The sequence below is a fragment of the Bacillus sp. CZDM1 genome, from assembly GCF_055502545.1.
In genome coordinates, this window is the sequence record NZ_JBUESO010000008.1 from 262,565 (window position 1) to 280,601 (window position 18,037).

Consider the following 18,037-nt stretch of genomic DNA (forward strand, 5'->3'; position numbering starts at 1 on the left):
CAACTCCGTTAAGAACGTGAAAAGATTTTAGATTTAATGATTGAAATGAAATATAAGAATATCGGATAGATAAACCATAGGTAAAAGCCAACCTGACCAACTTGATCAAAAAAAAGGTTATTGTCGACTCTTTTTGTGATAAAAAGACTGGTAATAAAAATGATGATAGAAATTACCCATATTCCGTGTTTTTGTTTTAAGTGAAATATTTGTTTAACTCCTTTTGAAGAAATAAATAGGTATATACATAAATTCGGAAAAATGACTATTATCCATAATGAAACGGCTATAAATTCAAAACGCTCAATAAATGGAAAATGGACAGAACTTATCATACTGACAATAGGCCAGATATGCCTTTCTAATTCTTTTGGGCTGAAAAATAATATAGAAATAACAGTTGAAAATAAAATAAGGAGGGTGGTAAACCAAACTGCTAATTGACTGAAAAAAAGTATTTTATTTTTCTCCTTTAGAAAGGGAAAAATAAAATATAAAGTCTCAAAACCCAACATGGTATAACTACTTTTAAATACTCCTTTCATCAATTCTGAAGGGGAAGCAGACAGGATAGGTAAAATTCTAGCAAACTTTATGGAGTCTAGTGGTTGATACATCACAAATACCAGCCATATAGTCATTATAAAGGATAAGAAGCATATCCCTGCAATTACTCTGAATCCACCTGATACTGCATAAATGGTTAGTAATAATAGTACTAAAGTGGCTCCCCATTCATAAAATCCTTCATATCCCCATGTTAGGGACAATTCTATATAACCAATGATGATAGAGTAATTGGCTGCAATGAAGTAAATGACAATAAAGGTATTGATGATACTACCTAGAAAGCGACCAAACAAAATTTCGTGTATTTCATAAAGATTACAGTTTTCATATTTATTTAGTAAGCTAATCATAATCCAAGTGATAAGACTAATGTATAGACCAGATAGTAAAATGGACATCCATGCATCTTGCCTAGCTTCAAGATAAATAATTCTAGAAACACCAAGGATGCCCATCCCAATTTGCGAAGTGTGTATGATAAAGAAAGCAATATAGGCGTTTACAAAACTAATATTTGATTTCATTATCCACCTCAAAATTCATCCAAATCTTTTTCTGTTTTTTTAGATTTCCACCTGGTGCGGATTGCATTTAATGGACGATTGACAATAGGACGTCTCATATAAAAATGATGTGGGAGACGTATTAAGAAATATTTTAAATCCTCGATCCTTAACGGGTATAAAGGTGCAAGATAAGGTTTGTTTAATGATGTCAATTTTAACAAGTGGACCATCAGTACACAGACACCGATAATAATTCCATTTAATCCCCAAACACCAGCTAGAATGATGAAAGGAAATCTGGCAACTCTTATAGCAGTCCCCATTTCATAAATAGGAGCCATAAACGCCCCCAATGCACTAAATGCCACAATAATAATTAGAATATTACTAGTCAAGCCCGCCTCCACAGTTGCTTGGCCAATAACAATCCCTCCAACAATTCCCATTGTTTGACCAACTTTTGAAGGAAGGCGTGCCCCTGCTTCTCTAAGTAATTCAATTAAAAATTCCAATAAAAGTGCTTCTAGCAAAGGGGGGAAAGGAACTTGTGAACGGGATTGACCAATTATTATTAACAATTTAGATGGAATAAGTTCAAAGTGATAGGTAATGGTTGCAACATAGAATGCTGTAAAGAGGAGTGACCCAACCATAGCAAATAATCGTATAAATCTAATAAAAGTACTTAAGGACCATCTTAAATAAATATCTTCTGTTGATTCAAAAAATGATAAAAAATTAGCAGGTCCTATAATGGCAACGGGACTTCTATCTATTAGAACACCAATCCTTCCGTTTAAAATAGAATAGAGGAATCGATCGGGCAACTCTGTTAATATAAACTGTGGAAAAAACGAGTAATGATTATCTTCAAGACATTGTGCTAATACTGAACTGTCACTTATATCGTCAGTTTTTATTTTTTCAAACCTTTCCTTAAGTGTTTTAAGTATGTCATCATCCGCTATATCTTTAATATATATAATTCTTACTTGCTTTTTAGCACGTTCTCCTATTTCTAGTTCATCTGTACACAAATTAGAATCTTTTAGATTTTGTCTTATAATTTTTATATTTGAAGTTAATGATTCTGTAAATGATATTTTAGGACCGTATACCAATGATTCTGTTTCAGCTTTCTCGATAGACCTTTCAATAGGGTTAGTGCAATTTACCATAAATGCTTTACTTTCGACTGATAAGTAAATATAAACGAATCCATTTAAGAGGGAAGAGATAACCTCTTGTTCATCAAAGTTTGTCTTTACTTCGTCCATTGGTATGTTTTTCAATAAGTAAGAGAAAGTTATGTATTCTATTGGAAGTTGTTGAATGTATTTAATTACATACTCATTTAGAAACTCATGTTTAATTAAATTTTTCATAAAAATAACTTCGAGACAATCTCCACCAACTTCAAGTGTTCTACACATTAAGTCTGGTGATTCGTTGAGGATGTATTTAATTTTTTCATAATTAGGGCAGTTATTTTTATTTAGATGGATTTTCAATTGAAACATATCCTTCAATAGATTTTTTTTAGTATTTGAAGTAGGCATCATTTTATACTTGTTTTAACAAAGAAGTAAGGATTGACCTTTGAATGTTTATTTGTAATTGAACAGAAAGTGATTTCTGGGACTAAAAACTGTGTGGAAACAGCATTAGTAGCTGTGTACTGTAAAGAGGGTGAATAAAAACCTCACTTAGATACATTACGGAGAACCGTATCATGAATAACGGTAAACTAAAATCATTTTTGGTGATAAGGATTGTTTATGATTTTGTATAAAACTATATGGTGAGCGATAGTTTAAAGCATTACGTCAGTTGGAGTATTGCACTCTTTTGTTGAACTAAACCAGCTAATAGTTTGTCAATATTTTTCAATAAAAATTTAAAATATCTCATGCTATACTAAAAATGTGCATGCCAAATAACCTTCCGTTAGCCTAATTTTGGAAGGTTTTGTGTTATTTAGTTAGATATAGGTTTTAAGCTATATCTTGGAAAGTCGTTTTATTCTTTAAAAGGGCAAAAATCCAATGTAAGAGCTTATTAACACATGCAATAACAGCTACTTTAAAGGGTTTTCCTTCTTCACGTTTTTTATCATAGAACTCTCGTAATTTCTTATTACGAGGAATAATTTCATCACTTGTTTTGCTTTTACGACAGTCACGTATAGAACAACGAACAGCCATATATAGGGCGTGGCGAAGCCTGCTGGACCCTCTTTTTGTGATTCGATTCCTGGTAGCTGTAAACTTACCTGATTCAAATACACTAGGGTCAACACCAGCGAAAGCTACCAGCTTTTTAGGATCAGTAAATCGATCTATCTCCCCAATTTCTGAAATGATCGTTGCAGCGATCTTTTCTCCGATACCTGGGATAGATTTGATAATATTATATTCTTCAACTTCTTTTGCGAAGGCATCTATCTCTGACTCTAACTTGGATAGGTGCTCTTTGTATTGAAGAATGATGTTTATATACATACCAAGACTCAAAATATGACTCTGATACAAAGTCTTTTCAAACGGATTTCGGTTTGCGGCAGCTTTGAGTTGAATAGCCTTTTCATTAGCCCATCTGTATGAACGACTTTTACATAATTGAGCGATTTTGTCAGCTATGATTTCTACACTTGCCTCTAATACATCTTCAGATGAGGGAAACTCTGAAAGAGTTAAGAGTGATACTACTGAATATAAGTCGCCAAAAACCCCTCTATATTCAGGAAAGACCTGGTCCAAAATGGCTTGAAATTGTAGCTTTGTTTGGATTAATACCCCAGTTATATTCTCGTGCTGTCTTGTTAGATTTCGAAGGTTTAAAAGTTGAACTCCTCGCTTTTTATATGGCTCTAGTTCTTCTTTATAAAACAGTTCGCAGAGAAGATAAGCATCAACCGCATCTGTCTTTACCTTCCTAAGACTTGAACTTTTAGCCTTATAAGAAATCAATGGATTAATAATAATCATTAAATATCCACGGTCCTCTATGTATTGAACAACAGAGGAGTGATAATGTCCTGTTGCCTCTAAAACAACAGGTGGTTTCTTACCTGTTTCTCTCTTAACTTCCTCAAGAAAATCTACAAGTAAACTTAGACCTTCTAGAGTATGAGAAACTTTAAAACTCTTACGATATGGTTTGCCTTTATCCAAAAATGTTTGTACCTGACTTTCCCCTTTTGAAATATCCAGACCAACGACTGGATTCATTCTCAATCACACTCCTAAACTAGTAATTTGCCAGTACCCCTAATTCCTCCATGCAGTGTCACAGCTTCGCTTGTTATACGAGATCCAAGTCCCAACCAGCCTCAATCATGTTTCTACAAGTAAGGGGGCGAACCGTTTAGTTGACGGGGTCGAAGGCCCCACGAGCAGTTACGTTCTACCCTGGCTACTGATATAATAAGACCAAATAAAAAATGGTCAACCAGAAATATCTGGTGACCTTATAATACGAACGAAGCAGTATAGTTGAATAAAGGTATAAAAAGAATGCAATAGTTTTCATTTTACTTAAAAACTGTATGCTAAAAAAACTAAGCATTCTTATTATATAAACAATAACATGAATGTAGGCTTTTTTTCATACATTAATTTGGGAGGTGATGAAATGGCAAGAGCAAGAGCTAGAAGTCATGAAGTAGATGAAATGGCAAGAATGATGAGAGCAGAAGCAGAAGGCGAAGGAAAGCAAGGAATGTTATATGTTGGAAATGTAATAATAAATCGTGTTGTAGCACAATGCTTAGATTTCAAAGATGTAAACAATATTCATGATGTAATATTTCAAATACAAGGAGGAAACTATTCTTTTGAAGCAGTGCAAAAAGGGAATGTTTTTTATCAAAGATCAAGAACTTCTGAAAGAAGATTAGCACAACAAAATATAGATGGTTGGAGAGATCATCCAGCGAAATATGCTCTTTGGTATTTTAATCCAACGGCGCCAGGGTGTCCTCCTACATGGTACGATCAACCTCAATCTGGTCAATTTAAAGAACATTGTTTTTATGAACCAAAAGCTGGAACATGTGATAGTGTTTATAGCGGTTAAGCTTACTCTTTGAGTAAGCTTTTTTACTTATTTAGAATATTTACACAAAATTAAATAAAAGTTTTAGTAATATTTTTTATCCAAGAAAGCAAGATTGTGAAATATTGTACTTAAGCTAACGGGTGCTTTAACACAATAAGGAAAAGAAATAAAGACCTAAACCAAAGTAAAGTAAATAGTGTAAGATAAATATGTGAACGGGTTACGTTCACACGTTTTCTAATTTTTCTATTTAACATAAAAGGAAGTTTTGGTATGGCTAGTAAAGTTAGCAAAGAATACTGTCTTGCTGCGGTTAATCCAAAATTGGCACAAGAATGGCACTCCAGAAGAAATAATTCTCTCACACCGTTTGATATTCCCCCAAATTCTCATAAAAAAGTTTGGTGGAAATGCCAAAAAGGTCATGAATGGGAAGCTAGATGTGCTGACCGAAACAGAGGGCAAGGTTGCCCCGAATGTAGTAATAAAAGAGTGGGAAAAGATAATAACTTAGCAGTCACACACCAACACATTGCTTCTGAATGGCATCCTACCAAAAATAAAAAAACTCCTTATGAGGTTACTTACGGGTCACAACAAAAAGTATGGTGGCAATGTCAAAGAGGACACGAGTGGCAAATGCCCGTAAAAGCACGTACAGTTGACCAACAAGGTTGTATTAAATGTAAACAAGGGTTTCAAAGTTCAATTCCTGAGCAAGCTATATTTATGTATGTAAAACGAGCCTTTCCCGATACCGTTAGCCGTTATAAAGTAAATGGAAAAGTGGAAGTGGATGTTTTTATTCCTTCTTTACAGTTAGCAATTGAATATGATGGAAGGGTCTATCACCAAGATAAAAAGCAGAAAGATTTTCAAAAGAATCAGTTTCTGAAAGAGCAAGGAATCAAGTTGATAAGAATTTTAGAGTTTGAGAAAAAAAGAAATTTAATGCCACAGACCGAACACCCTAACACATTTATCCATGCTTTTAATAAGCATTATTCAAAAGAATATTTTCAAAGTCTTGACCTAGCCATTTTGTATATTCTTAACTTCATTCAAAAAAATCTTGGTGTAAAACTCTGTTCAATTCTAATTATTGATTCTTATTCAGAAAGAACGGCAATTTACGGTCAGATCTCAACCACAACTTGGGAAAATAGTTTAGCTTTATGCCATCCCGAATTGATGAAAGAATGGAATTATGAAAAAAATCACGGTCTTTCTCCTTTTAAAGTACCAAGGGGAGCAAAGCAATCGGTTTGGTGGCGATGTGAGAAAGGACATGAATGGGAAGCAGTTGTATCTAATAGAACAAAGTCTATCAATCCCTCTGGATGCCCCGATTGTTATAGAGATTTGGGGGAGAATACACTTGTTCATACACACCCCGACTTAGCAAATGAATGGAACTACAAAAAGAATATTGGCAAATTACCCGAACAATATTCTTTTGGTTCTCATGAAAAAATATGGTGGAAATGTCCGAACGGTCACGATTGGGAAGCCCATATTTATAATCGGACAAGAAGCAATAAAAATCCTTCCACCTGTCCGAAATGTAGAAGTATTGCTTTTACCCATCCACACTTAGTCGAAGAATGGGATTATGAGAAGAATGGAATTCTTAACCCTTGGGAAGTGACGACCAAATCAGCACAAGAAGTTTGGTGGAAATGTAAAGAAGGGCATGAATTTAAAGCCATTGTTTACAATCGGACAAGAGAAAAAAACGCAACGAATTGTTCTATCTGTTTAAAAAACAGGAAATTAGGAGCAAAAAGTTTGTTACAAAACACCCGCATTTATTAAAAGAGTGGAATATGGTTAGCAGTTTTTATCAAAGAAAGCAAGGTTGTGAAAAATTGTACTTAAGCTCACGGGTGCTTATGTTCAATAAGAAATTTTTAAGACGACAGTTATTCTGTCGTTTTTATATTACACCTTATTAAATTTTAAACATTTCGCCGGGAGCTAAGTGATACCATTCGCCATTGTCATAATAAACTTTTAAGTATCCTTTTTTGGGGTGATTCCATTTAAAATAAACTTCTAATAGTTCTTCATGATTATCCCATTTAAACTCGATAATTTTTTCTCTGGAGTGCCTCTTTTTCCATTCTTCATCCATTGTAGAAGTATGAGCTTCGTATGTTTCCTCGAAAAGCTCTTTTTGCTTAGCAGTTAGCTTATCGTAACCCTGCATTATACATTCTCCTCAGCCAATTAGACTATTGAACTAAATTTCATTTTTTGTTCATACCGAGCAAGTGTAGGGAATTTTTTTTGATTAATGAACTGATAGTATTTACGAACAGCATTCCCATGACTGCCCTGTGTATTTACATCAATTGATTCCCTTAATTTCTTTAGTAACTCATAAGTAGCTTTGTCATTTTTAACAACTTCATCTAGGTTAACACGGAATAACTCTTCTACTCTTCTTGCTTTACTTATTCTGGATCTTACAGCCTTAATTTTACTCTCAATGTTATTATCTTTTTCTAAAAACGAAATGAACTGTTCTTCTCTCATTTTTATTCACCTCAATATGATTCTTTATGTTAATTTTAACCTAAAAAATGGTAGTCGTCACTTGATGATTATACAGTTAACAACCACCAATAATCATTGATGGTCAAGGAGAGTTAATGCTGCCATCTTGTTAATAAGTTTCCACTGGTCTTTTGTAGTAAATACGATATGCATTTCCCGATTCATAAATTATTGCTTAAGAATTTTGTGGTAATCTGTAAGTCATTTTTATTGCGCTAGGGAACTAACGTTCGGTATGATTAGAGGAAAAAGGAAGTGTTACTGTGGAACTGATGATAGCGACATTGCCAGCTAAATTTGTTTTATTGGAAAGAGCACATCTCGTTTATGATGGTACTCTTTTTATCCAAATACGATTTAAAATGTATTATGACCATGAGAAGTATATTTTTAAATTAAGTAATTTAATAGAACCTGATATGTCTGAAAACTTTTCAATTCAATGTGAATACCATTCGGAGTTTTACAAATATGAACAACCTGAAAACTTTATGAGAGTCATTGGCATGAAAAAAGTGTTTTCTTTTTTTAAAAACGAGGTATTTTCAATGATTGAGAAGGATTTAGAAACAGAAGTGGAGATGGCTCCTTTTCGGTTGATGCTGTTACCATTGTAGGAGGAGGTTGTTATTAATGAAAAAACATGAATTGCCATCTATCAAGGAAATAGTAGAAATGAACAGAATTGAGCGGGTAGCAAAAAGAAAAGAATCAAAAGCAAAATCAGCGGAGTTTCAGAAGAAACTGAGACCAATGATAGATAACCGTTCGTTGGAGCAAATGATTGAAGATAAGAAAGATAGTGACATAGAACAATTTGATGAAGCATTAGAAGTCATTGAATCTGTAAGGGCAGAAATAAAGATTTTAAAAATTAAACCGTCGAGTAAAATTCTCCAAGAGAGGAACAACTTTTTCAAAGAAAGAAATGCAGCCGTTATTGTAAAAGCCAAAGAGTTCTTAGCAAAGAAACGAAATAAAAGAAAAAATGATTAGTATTCGGCTGAGATTACTGTGGTAAAGGTAATGAATATAAGGAAATAAATATAAGGTTATCAAAAGAATTCGGACTTAATCTTACTTTCATAGGCGAAAATAGCTCCTTTTTTTATTTTTATGTATCATTGGATATTTTATCGAAGGGCACCTGAAAGTTAAGAAATGACCCTAATTTCCTCTTTATGAATGAACCTCATGTCTTAAAGTTCCTCTAACTAATAAATTTTCAATTAACGATTATATAGTTAATTTTTCAACTACAATACTTTTTATTGACCTAAATGAAATCGATGATACTATATTAAAAAATTCAAGTAACAAACAAGGAAAATCATTTTTACTTAAAAATCTATAGTTTACAGTAAAATTAATTTGGAGGAAGAAATGCTGGCAAAAAGAGAATATCGTATCTGTTCGGAGTGCGGAAAAAAATGTATGAAGGCTACTGTATAGAAAATGGGCTTTTTTACTATTGTAGTGATGAATGTCTTGAAGAAAACATGACAATGAGTGAGTATGAGGAATTATATGATGATGGTGACGGAGATTCTTACAGGACTGAGTGGGATGATGAGGTAAGGGACGATGAGCAAGATAATGATTAAGTAAATAATTGCATGGATGTTTAGAAATACTTTGGAACAAAGATAATATAGGAAAATTGAACCCTACAAAGAAAAGGGTTCTTTTTTGTTCCGTTTCAAATTTAATAACAGCCAATAAAAAGGATTTAGTACATTAGAATAGTGTTTACAATGATGGTATTTCTGATCAAAAAATTTCAAGGGCATAGTAGGAAGTTTCTCTAATCCCCCTCAAAACAGTGAGTGAATGGCTGATTGTTACTGTAACCAAAGGGGCTAGAGAAATAAGGCGTAATATACAAGCTTTGAATACAATCGTGTATGTTACATCTTATTATAAAAATATGTTTTTCTATTCATCTCTTTTTTAGTTAAGTAAAATTAACCATAAGTAATTCCTTATGAATTAGTTGATAATTATTATTTAATAATTTTTTTTACATTTTCTACTATATCATCTATTGTATTTAAAGCTGTGTTAAGGGCTAATTTACCAGCTAAGGAATAACTGTATTTCTTTACTTGGTCTGCTGTAACATTGTGCCAAATAGGTAGTAACATTTGATTCCCGGTTGTACTTTCTTTGTTTAAAAATCCGTCGAGTTCATAATTGGTCCAATACTTCTCTATGAAACTCGGAGAAATAATTACTATTCCATACTTGGATTTAGCAAGTCCTTTATCGATTTCTTTTCTTATACTTTGTCCCCAACCTATGCTGTCCGTATCATACCAGATTGTAACACCAGTTGATTTCAACTTTTCCGCCAATTCCGAAACATAACTGTCTTTATCATCCGTAGAATGGGATATAAAAACATCATATTCCTTAGATTCTTCTAATTCATAATTAGGTAAAGAAGTCAGTCTTTCCAGGTCGGATTTTTGTTGGGAGAATAATTCATTAAACTTATCTTCCTGCTGAGCATATACTTTTTCGACTTCTTTTTGTTGTGTCTTACTTAGTTCTGATAATGCTTTATTTAATTCCATATTTTTTTTAGATAATTCAGTCATAAATTTTGCCTGGTCTTCTTTTGCTTTTTGAATTTTTTTATTTTCACGCTCTATTTCTTTTAATTTTGAAGAAATTGTGGATGTGCTCTTCGTTCTTTTTAACGCTGAGTTAGCACTATTTATTTTTTTTATTGAGTTACTTTCGTCCTTCACTGCACTTGCCCGTTTCCCTTCTAATCCACTTATGTCTAATCGTAGCCTTTTTATTTTAGATTCCATTAACGATATACTTGGCATTATTTGTGCTTCAATCCTTTGTAATATTTTTATAATTCAAATCAATACAAATTAAAAGTAAACCCTGCTGTCTCCATATCTATCCTATCATTTTTTCCTTTACTTAACACACATTAAATAAGCATGAATCATTTTATAGCTAAAAACCAAGACTATTTATTAGGCTTGGTCAGATTTTTATTTACTTCTCTTATCGCATATTTTATTTTTTTATTGAAATCCTTAAGCGCCAATCGCCGTTTTTTACTATTGTAAATCATCATTATGGCTTTTTTTTCAGAATTAAAAGGCTCTTCTTTTTCAAGTGCTTGTAAAGCCTCATTTCTTTTGAGCGACTGCTTTACTAACCTGTCAAATTCCAAATGAACTTGCTTTTGTTCATCCTCTGGTAATGTTCTTAAAAAGTTATTTACTTCATTGCTGCCAAACTTCCCGCGATAACACCAATAATACCTTTGTTTTCGTCTGGGTGTTCGAAATGCTTTAGGTCGATAGCACCAGCTGTAAACATAGAAATTATGATTAATCTCCTTTATACACCAGTTTTTGAATTTTCCTGCTTTCAAACAAAATCACTCCCACAATTTTTAAAATTGTAGCAGCTATTAAAATTTTGTGTTATATCTCATTCACTATGCGGATTTTTCACATTTTTTACTAGGTAATGACAGTTAAAAAGGACAGTTAACTAGAAATATATTTAAGCAGATAAAGCCTTATTTTTAAGTGTTTTATTGACAATATTTGAAGGTCATTATTATATCTATACAAGACATAACATTGATACTTATGTCTCCAGAATCTTACAATCATAAGTATAAACAATATATTGTGAAGGGTGATTGAATGATTGTTAATAGCTCGGCAGGTGTATATGGAATTGTCGATTTTAACACGAAGAAATTTTATTTTGGATGCTCTAGGAAAAATATGTATGACCGGGTTCGTAATCACATGTGGAGGATCGAAGATGGCAGCCATGAAAGCAAAGGATTGAACCTTGCATTCGCACATAACCATGAGCTGGAATATGCCACCATATTAAATTTCCCCAAAGGGACTTCTCCAAAAAAGATTCGTGAAAAAAGAAATCAGTTAATTCATGCTCTAGTAACATATAACAAGAATTTCGGATTCAACGGACCAATAAATGCATCAAATCAAGTGGTTCACTATGATATAGGGCTTTATATCATTATCGTTTTAAATAAAAATAATGGTCTAAGGAAATTCTACATTGGACAATCAACTGAGATAAGAAAAAGGTTAGAGAAGCACCAGTATGACCTAATTATAGGTAATCATCAAAATACTCAATTGCAAAATGATTTTAATAGAAAAAGAATGTATGATTTTGAGTTTAAGCCCCTTTTAACATTTGGGAAAAACGAGATAAGTCAAGTTGAATTAAGTAAATTGGAAGTACACTTAATATTTATTTTAAGAACATATATAGATAATTATGGATATAACAAAAATGCTAGGGGGATTTGTGTCCATAAAAGATAGTTTTTAATGCAGTAGCAATGTTAGAGTATCATTTGTAAATATAATAGGAATTATGACGCATATCCATAATAATTTGGACTTAAAAAGTGAGTTAATGAGACATACCTGAATTTACCCATGAATTCATATAGGCATATTATAAAATTAAAAAGGGACAAACTCCTCCCGATTTTTTTAGTAATCTAACTATTCATAAACCGTCTTATCGATACCTAGGAAGGGAGAAAAATCCATGAATTTGGGATTGAAATTAAGAGAAGTGAATACTCTCTCAACTGAGATGCTGGAACTTCAGAAAGAAGCAAAAATACACCTAGCAAACTCCAAATCCGAAAACACGAAAAATGCTTACGGAATTGACTGGAAACAATTTTTCGAATGGTGTCAGAAGAATGGGTTAGAAAGTCTCCCAGCTGACCCAGAAACCATCGTGTACTACATTACGTTTTTAGGGAAGACACTTAAAGCATCTTCCATTAAACGAAAAATGACAGCTATCTCCCAACGACACGAAACAGCTGATTATCAAAGCCCAACCAAAACTGCACTTGTGAAAGGAGTATGGGATGGTATTCAACGAAATATTGGAGTTAAGGAAGAGGGGAAGGATGCCCTTTGGCTACATGAACTGCGCCTAATCATTGAAGCGATTCCTCAGAATACGCTAATTGGTATACGAAACCGGGCTTTGCTGGTTCTAGGATGGGCTGGAGCACTACGACGAAGTGAACTAATTAGTTTAAATGTTGAGAATGTTTACAAATCAAGAGATGGATTAATCCTTCATTTAGGTAGAAGTAAAACGGATCAAAAAGGAGAAGGGCAAGAAGTAGCACTGCCTTACGGAAGTAATCCGTTAACATGTCCCGTTCGCAGTTTAGAAGATTGGTTAGTTGCATCAGGAATCTTAGAAGGTCCGTTGTTTAGAAATATTAACCGGCACGGGAAAATACTACAGAGGTTAACTCCTCAATCGGTTCGTTTAATAGTAAAGGGTTGTTGTGAAAAAGTTGGATTAGATTCAGAAAGGTTTGGTGCTCACAGTTTAAGAAGTGGTTTTTGTTCTACAGCAGCAAGAGCAGGGAAAGCTGAACACCAAATCATGAAACAAACTCGACATAAGCGCTCCGATTCTTTGCAGCGTTACATTAAAAAGGCAAACTTATTTGAAGATAATGCAGCAAGTGGGATAGGACTATAATAATGAGGAAAAAAATAAAACAAATACTATTATTCCCAGGTGTATGTTTAAATATTTGTTTGAGAGCCTTTGTTCTCGTTCCCACTTTGAAAATTTTCTTCTTTACAATGAATGTATAGATTAGACTCCTGCTAGAACCAATTCTAGCAGGAGTTTGTTTTATTAATGACTCCTTTGTGGAAAAACTGTAAATCTTGTTTGGATATCCTATTATTCAATTGGTATTAGTAGTAAGTTAGAAAATTACTTTTAAGTGGATTAATGCCAAATATAAAGGATTATTGAAATTAATGTCGAATTTTTAGTGTGGACAAAAGAAATAAAAGAGGGATAGAGTATGAAACTTAAATGGGCACATTTATCGGATATACATCACTTATATAATAATTATGATACAACTGTAATGAGAGATAAATTAATTGATTATCTTAATGAAAAGAAAAGTGATATTGATTTATTATTTATAACAGGAGATATTGCCCACCAAGGAAGTAGCTATGGATCTGAAGTGGAGTCATTTTTAGACTCTGTTATAACAGCCATTGAAATTAGTAAAAAAAACGTATTTATCGTTCCAGGTAATCACGATATTAAAAGAAACCCAATGAATGATAGATTGACTGACCAAATTTTGAGTTCTCCAAATGCAAAAAATGAAGTCAACAGTTTGGATGTTGATACTTATAAATCTTTACTATCTAGTCAGGAGCCTTTCTTTAACTTTTATAAGAAATATATGGGTGAAGACTATCCAATGAATTCACTCCATTTTGTAAAGAAACGTGAAGGGTTTAATGTGGTACATTTAAATACTTGTCTTATTGCCGGAACAGCAGGAGTAGAAGGAAAAATTCTCGTTGGGTTAAATAAGTTGTATGAAGCCTTAAAACTATTGCCAAAGGATGATTCTATAAACATTGCAATAGGGCATCATACGATTGATTGTATTCACAAAGATGAAAAGGAGAGTTTACTTCACAGATTCTCAGACAGTCAAATTGATATTTATTTGAATGGTCATGTTCATAAAGCTGCTTATCATAACGATAGTGATAACTATAATAATATCACTATGTTTACTTCAGGTTCAGTATTTGTTGATGATTATGCTGACCCGATTATTATTACTGGAACTATCGATTCCAATTCTGCTAGTGGGGAAGTAATTTACCATAGCTGGAATAAGCGAGGTGAATACTGGCATCAGGATAACTCAGTAGGAAGAAAAGTTGTAGATGGAAGTTATAAATTTGAAATTCAGCGGCTAAAAAAAAAGATTGAAATAACAGATGATACTCATCTTGCAATTGATGAAGACGAGTTTCGAATGTTTTTGATTGAATTTCATACAATTGTAAATAAGGAATCCAATATCATCGATGAAGAATTTATTCCAAAGGATATCACTGAAAAATTTGTTAATATGCTTTGTTCCCCAACCGTGGAACGCCAATTTGACAGATGCTCAGTTTATTTTCCAAATGTAAATAAAATATTGGGTACAACTTCCTTCTTTAGCTTTGATAAACGTTTTATTATACCTGATGTTATTGTAACTGAGTATTTAAATGTGCTTTATAGCTATGACAATGGAGATTTGATTTTACATCATATGATTAATAATCTATTTAATAAATATAAAAGTAAAGTCAATTATTCAGAGGATCGGTTGAAGTCGTATATTCGAATACTAATTTTTTGGAGTATTTATGAATGTGATATTTATAATGAAGACAAAAGGCAAAGGGATGCTATAAATCAATGAATTTTTTTCTTTTATCAAAACATCAAACAATCGAAGAGAATGTCTTAGTTTCTTCCAAGATATTGTATGAGCTTCTTCATAAAAAGAAACACATTGACCAGTTATTTCTTGAATTTGCACAAAAACAAAACATAGTTTTGAATTTAAATATTGAAAGAGTTCTATACCTTTCATTAACATTCTTATATTCACTCGATTTAATATCTTTACAAAACAATTTAGTAATGAGGAAGAAATAAAATGATTCTTAAAAGGTTGCTTATATACAGCTTTCAAACAAAAGAAGTTCTAAAGGAATACATATTTAATCGATGTGGTCTAAACGTTATTTTTGGGTGAAAAAAAGGTGGAAGGTATAGAAGCTAATGGAGTTGGTAAGACCACAATGGTTGAGGCAATGAACTTTTTGTTAGGGGGTTCTTGTCCAAAAGACTTTATTGGAAAGCCCGCTCTAGCAGAAAAAGATATCTTACTAGTTCTTGAGGTATTTTCTGAAAATCAAAATATTTTCCTAGGAAGGCTCATTAATCAACCTGAAAAAGGATACTACCTGAGTGCAGAAAATGTATCATTTGATTTAAGAGATTGGATTGATAAGGAAGATAAGGATTTCAAAAAATATGTAAACGATGTATTACTTGGATTTACACCTGAAGAACCATCCTTTTCAGCACTTAGGGAATATATAATAAGGGATGAAAAAGAGGGTTTTACCAAAATAGGTCTTCCAAACAGAACCCCAATGTATGAAGCTATGTATCTAGCTTTCTTATTCAATTTACCTTATGACTTTGAAAAAGAAATTTCGAAATACAAGAAAAAACAAAAGGATTTAAACCAGAAGTTAAGTCTGATTAACTCTTTAAAGAATGAAGTTAGTGACCTAAAGTTACTAGAGAGGAAATTGTCCAAGGAAATACAAGAATTAGATGATATTATTGATAAAATAAAAATTTCAAAGAAATTTGAAAAGGAGGCAGAGGAATATCAGACCTACAAAGCTCAATTTAATGAGTTGCGAAATTCTCTATTTGAACTAAAACATGTAAAAAAACAATATCAAAATAATATTAATGACCTAGAAGCTAAGTTAGAAGAAATTAAACTGATTAATGACATTCAACCTTTTTATGAGCAATTAATTAATTTCTTTCCTGAGAAAGTTAAGCAGAATAAAGAAGAAATTTTTAAATTTTATAATTTCATGGTTGAAAGCAGAGGGAAATATTTCAATCATAAAATTAATGAAATTGATTATGATATCAAACAAAAGCAGAAAAAGCTTGATGAATTAAGTGCAAGACTTCAAAACTACACTAAATCTTTTAAGAATACCGATATCATTACAGATTTAACCAAGATAACGAATGATAAAGGTGTAAAATATGAAGAATTAGCTCAGATTCGAGTGAAAATTCATATGTACCAAGAAAAAACAGATGTAACTGCTGAAATCAACAGGATTAAGCAGGAAATTTTAAAGCAAATTGACATAAAGCTTGATATATTCAAGACCTATGAGAATTCTGTAAGAGATCTTAAAGAGTTATTTAATAGACTTGTGTTAGAAGTTTATGACGAGAATGGTGTATTAGATATTGAATTAAACAACAATACTGGCGTTAATGATACTACAGGTCGAATCAAAATAAATTGCAGAATAGATGATGAAAAATCTCACGGAAGACTGCATTTAAAAATCAATATGTTTGATTTGACTTGGTTTATTGATGGACTTAACAAAAGAGAAAACATAACATTTTTAATTCACGATGGTTCCTATTCAAAGCCAGATAGATTCGCCAAATATAGACTTTTAACATACGTTGATAAAGTGCTTAAAGAAATGACTAAGGGACAGTATTTCATTACAGTTAACGTTGACGAGTTAGAGGATACTGCTATAACCGAACTCTACAAAAATGAATCAGTTATTGCGAAGTTAATGCGTACAGAGGATAGTACGGAAAGATTTTTTGGTTTTAGATATACATCATAATGTTCCCTCTACATTGCCAGAAAAAGAACGCAAATAAAAACGGGTTTTCCAACTTTGCTTTTAAGAGAAAAAAGTTACCAATGTGTCGTTTAGCTTATTCCATGCTCATCATGTTTGGACAGATGCCTGTCGTAAAAAACTAATTATTTTAACATATAATGGTCCCTGCCAAATTAACTTGGTGGGGACTATTTTACTCTTCAATAAGGGATATTAAATAGAAATTATATATAAAAAAGTAAAAAAATAGTAAAATAGTTTTATTGAGAGATGATAGGGGTGACAATGTGGAATCGACATTATCAGCAGAGGAGAAACCAATACATAAAGTGTTTTCTGATGAATATTTGTTTACTATTCCTTCAGTTCAGAGACCTTATTCTTGGACAACGGATGTAGCTGAAGAACTTCTGAATGATTTAATAAATTATTTAGACCATTTTGAGATTAACGAAAAAAATTTTATTAATGTAAATGAGCCATATTTTCTTGGAAGTATTGTTTTAGTGAAGAAGGATGGTCCAAATTCAGATGTATTAGATGGTCAACAAAGGTTAACAACTGTTACGATATTATTAGCTGTCTTAAGGGATTATTTAAGCAAAGATTATGCAGATGAAATTGAAGAAATGATTGTTCAAAAAGGAAAAAAGATTCTAAATACCTCTGATACTTATCGACTTTGTTTACGGAAAAAAGATAATTATTTCTTTAAAGTATATATTCAAGAACGAGGAGGAACTCAAAGACTTAATAAAGAAACTCCGGTAAAAACAGACAGTCAAAGGCACATTCGGGATAATGCATTGCATTTTATAAATTGTTTAAATGACTTGGATGAACAGACCATAAAGGTTCTCCCTCGTGTTATTGCAACTCTTTGTTATATTGTTGTTGTTTCAACTCCTAATTTTGATTCTGCCTTTCGAATCTTTACGGTATTAAATGACCGAGGTGTAACTGCTAAACTATTATTAACAGTTTCCGCCAGATAAGTTTGAACACTTTTTTACCAAATTAATCCTCTACTAA

At 32.4% G+C, this 18,037-nt stretch carries 17 protein-coding genes; 10 read left to right on the forward strand and 7 right to left on the reverse strand.

The genetic code is table 11. The annotated features are described in order from the left end of the window. Positions 1-8: 8 nt before the first annotated feature. From ACY3XC_RS19420 to ACY3XC_RS19430, 3 genes are all read right to left on the reverse strand, one after another. The gene (locus ACY3XC_RS19420) at positions 9-1,094 is read right to left on the reverse strand and encodes a GerAB/ArcD/ProY family transporter (RefSeq protein ID WP_464869986.1); all 1,086 of its coding nucleotides are present in this window, start codon (positions 1,092-1,094) and stop codon (positions 9-11) included. A gap of 8 nt (positions 1,095-1,102) precedes the next feature. After that, positions 1,103-2,638: a spore germination protein gene (locus ACY3XC_RS19425; RefSeq protein ID WP_464869987.1), complete on the reverse strand. Its 1,536-nt coding sequence runs from the start codon at positions 2,636-2,638 to the stop codon at positions 1,103-1,105. Positions 2,639-3,070: 432 nt separating this feature from the next. Further along, a complete protein-coding gene (locus ACY3XC_RS19430) occupies positions 3,071-4,306 on the reverse strand; it encodes an IS110 family RNA-guided transposase (protein WP_464869988.1) in 1,236 nt (411 codons plus the stop codon). A 403-nt stretch (positions 4,307-4,709) separates the two neighbouring features. Between ACY3XC_RS19430 and ACY3XC_RS19435 the strand changes: the two genes are divergently transcribed. Both ACY3XC_RS19435 and ACY3XC_RS19440 read left to right on the forward strand, forming a co-directional pair. Beyond that, entirely contained in the window at positions 4,710-5,153 is a 444-nt protein-coding gene (locus tag ACY3XC_RS19435) for a cell wall hydrolase (protein WP_283953780.1), read from the forward strand. Positions 5,154-5,408: 255 nt separating this feature from the next. Next, positions 5,409-6,950, forward strand: a complete 1,542-nt coding sequence (locus ACY3XC_RS19440; protein ID WP_464869989.1) for a zinc-ribbon domain-containing protein — start codon at positions 5,409-5,411, stop codon at positions 6,948-6,950. 136 nt (positions 6,951-7,086) lie between these two features. Here ACY3XC_RS19440 and ACY3XC_RS19445 read toward each other — a convergent pair whose 3' ends face one another. Then, positions 7,087-7,344: a hypothetical protein gene (locus ACY3XC_RS19445; RefSeq protein WP_464869990.1), complete on the reverse strand. Its 258-nt coding sequence runs from the start codon at positions 7,342-7,344 to the stop codon at positions 7,087-7,089. Positions 7,345-7,364: 20 nt separating this feature from the next. Beyond that, positions 7,365-7,673, reverse strand: a complete 309-nt coding sequence (locus ACY3XC_RS19450) for a hypothetical protein (protein ID WP_464869991.1) — start codon at positions 7,671-7,673, stop codon at positions 7,365-7,367. A 284-nt stretch (positions 7,674-7,957) separates the two neighbouring features. On the opposite strand from ACY3XC_RS19450, the gene ACY3XC_RS19455 reads away from it, so the two are divergent. The 3 genes from ACY3XC_RS19455 to ACY3XC_RS19465 all read left to right on the forward strand — a co-directional run bounded on the left by ACY3XC_RS19455 (position 7,958) and on the right by ACY3XC_RS19465 (position 9,298). After that, positions 7,958-8,311, forward strand: a complete 354-nt coding sequence (locus tag ACY3XC_RS19455) for a hypothetical protein (protein WP_464869992.1) — start codon at positions 7,958-7,960, stop codon at positions 8,309-8,311. A gap of 16 nt (positions 8,312-8,327) precedes the next feature. Then, a complete protein-coding gene (locus ACY3XC_RS19460) occupies positions 8,328-8,690 on the forward strand; it encodes a hypothetical protein (protein ID WP_464869993.1) in 363 nt (120 codons plus the stop codon). A gap of 434 nt (positions 8,691-9,124) precedes the next feature. Further along, on the forward strand, positions 9,125-9,298 hold the full coding sequence (locus ACY3XC_RS19465) for a hypothetical protein (RefSeq protein ID WP_464869994.1): 174 nt from the start codon (positions 9,125-9,127) through the stop codon (positions 9,296-9,298). 399 nt (positions 9,299-9,697) lie between these two features. On the opposite strand, the gene ACY3XC_RS19470 is transcribed toward ACY3XC_RS19465, so the two are convergent. Continuing rightward, entirely contained in the window at positions 9,698-10,531 is an 834-nt protein-coding gene (locus tag ACY3XC_RS19470; protein ID WP_464869995.1) for a toll/interleukin-1 receptor domain-containing protein, read from the reverse strand. 152 nt (positions 10,532-10,683) lie between these two features. Continuing rightward, a complete protein-coding gene (locus ACY3XC_RS19475; RefSeq protein WP_464869996.1) occupies positions 10,684-11,097 on the reverse strand; it encodes a hypothetical protein in 414 nt (137 codons plus the stop codon). 280 nt (positions 11,098-11,377) lie between these two features. On the opposite strand from ACY3XC_RS19475, the gene ACY3XC_RS19480 reads away from it, so the two are divergent. From ACY3XC_RS19480 to ACY3XC_RS19500, 5 genes are all read left to right on the forward strand, one after another. Continuing rightward, positions 11,378-12,040, forward strand: a complete 663-nt coding sequence (locus tag ACY3XC_RS19480) for a GIY-YIG nuclease family protein (protein ID WP_464869997.1) — start codon at positions 11,378-11,380, stop codon at positions 12,038-12,040. A 232-nt stretch (positions 12,041-12,272) separates the two neighbouring features. Continuing rightward, positions 12,273-13,241, forward strand: coding sequence for a site-specific integrase (locus ACY3XC_RS19485; protein ID WP_464869998.1), 969 nt, complete (start codon positions 12,273-12,275; stop codon positions 13,239-13,241). A 337-nt stretch (positions 13,242-13,578) separates the two neighbouring features. After that, positions 13,579-15,006, forward strand: a complete 1,428-nt coding sequence (locus tag ACY3XC_RS19490; RefSeq protein WP_464869999.1) for a metallophosphoesterase family protein — start codon at positions 13,579-13,581, stop codon at positions 15,004-15,006. A gap of 346 nt (positions 15,007-15,352) precedes the next feature. Continuing rightward, positions 15,353-17,005, forward strand: coding sequence for a DUF2326 domain-containing protein (locus ACY3XC_RS19495; RefSeq protein WP_464870000.1), 1,653 nt, complete (start codon positions 15,353-15,355; stop codon positions 17,003-17,005). Positions 17,006-17,292: 287 nt separating this feature from the next. Then, positions 17,293-18,000, forward strand: a complete 708-nt coding sequence (locus ACY3XC_RS19500; RefSeq protein ID WP_464870001.1) for a DUF262 domain-containing protein — start codon at positions 17,293-17,295, stop codon at positions 17,998-18,000. Positions 18,001-18,037 lie beyond the last annotated feature (37 nt).